The following is a 293-nucleotide window of genomic DNA, read 5'->3' as shown; positions in this document are numbered from 1 at the left end:
CTCCTCTCCGAGCTGCCCCTGCTCTCCGACTCCGAGCGCCAGCAGGTGCTCGTCGACTTCAACGCCACCTCCTCCCCCTTCCCCTCCGACGCCTGCATCCACCACCTCTTCGAGAAACAGGTGGCCCTGCGTCCCGACGCCATCGCCGTCGAGTTCGGCGAGCAGCATCTCTCCTGGCGGGAGCTGGACTCGCGCTCCAACCAGCTCGCCCACCTGCTTCGCTCCCATGGCGTGGGGCCTGATGTGCTTGTCGCGCTCTGCCTCGAGCGCTCCCTGGAGCTCATCGTCTCCCT

Annotated in this window: 1 protein-coding gene; it reads left to right on the top strand. The window is 67.6% G+C overall.

The window, feature by feature from the left end; genetic code table 11:
- A partial coding sequence (locus tag Q664_RS57120) for an AMP-binding protein (protein WP_043413708.1) occupies nucleotides 1-293 on the top strand: 293 nt, incomplete at both ends.

It is taken from the genome of Archangium violaceum Cb vi76 (assembly GCF_000733295.1).
Lineage (GTDB): Bacteria > Myxococcota > Myxococcia > Myxococcales > Myxococcaceae > Archangium > Archangium violaceum.
This window is presented reverse-complemented; position numbering and strand designations above follow the sequence as displayed.